The sequence below is a fragment of the Ancylothrix sp. D3o genome (genome assembly GCF_025370775.1).
Taxonomy (GTDB): Bacteria; Cyanobacteriota; Cyanobacteriia; order Cyanobacteriales; family Oscillatoriaceae; genus Ancylothrix.
This window is the reverse complement of sequence record NZ_JAMXEX010000140.1, coordinates 1-1,061: the sequence shown is the minus strand read 5'-3', so window position 1 is coordinate 1,061 and position 1,061 is coordinate 1. Positions and strand designations below refer to the sequence as shown.

At 39.1% G+C, this 1,061-nt stretch carries 1 protein-coding gene; it reads right to left on the bottom strand.

Annotated features, from left to right (window positions below):
• The coding region (locus NG798_RS27790; protein WP_261226958.1) for a cadherin-like domain-containing protein at window positions 1–1,061 on the bottom strand (1,061 nt) is incomplete at both ends.

Here is a 1,061-nt window from a genome sequence, read left to right as displayed (position 1 = left end):
AATCCTTCAGGAATCGGTAATGATAATTGTGCTTGATTTAAAGCCGTTAAACTAACAGTTGTATTTGCATCTAATGCGCCTGGGGCTATCATTACTGCTGAGCCATCGTCGGCTTTAACAATTCCACCATCTGCTCCTACAGTAGCCGGCCCTGTAACCTCAGTACCTACCCGCACAGGTATTATTTCTTCTGCTGCACCATGAACGATTGTAACAGTGGCAAACCCTTCTTTTAATGCTGTTATTTGCCCATCTACGCTCACATTTAATATGTTAGAATCACTGACAAAATAACGAGTTCCTGAAGCTGCTGGTTTTAAATCTGGGGATTCTTGTACTTCATTTAAACCTACTAGCAATTGTCGGGTTCCACCTACCGGCAATGTAACCGCATCTGGGTAAGAATCTAACCCATATAACTCAGCAATTGCTACGTTTAATTCCCCCTGATTCTGCGGTGTTTTCAATTGACCGGCACGAACTGCTGTTACCGCCGAAATATTATTACGCTTCACACTTAAAATTGTCGTTCCCTCGGAAGATGCTGTAACATCGCCACTTGCTGAAATTTGGGCTATTTCTGCATTTTCTGTGCCATAAGTTAAATAAGAATCTGGTAAAACAACATCTTCTGCATCAGCAAAATCTCCTTGCACTTCTAAAGATATTGTTTCTCCGACATTTAGCTGTTTTTTACTTTTAATGATTTCTAAATTTATCAGAGGAGCATCTGATACATTAATGTTTATTGTCTCCGAAACTTCATAACCCCCATCATCTACTGAAATTTTAAAACTCCCCACTCCGGCAAAATTAGAGGCAGGTTTAAATACAACTGTTTGACCATCATTTAGTGTTTCTAATGTCCCGTTAACTGGATTACTAATACTGTAAGCCAGCGCATCATTATCGGCATCACTCACAAACTTACCTAAATCAATAGTTGTTTCTAATTCTTGATGAGTCAGAATATTTGACGGTGTGATAACTGCCGGTGTATTAGCAACAAATCCTAGATTTTGATTCAACAGTTCCAGATCACTATTATTAATTACTCCATC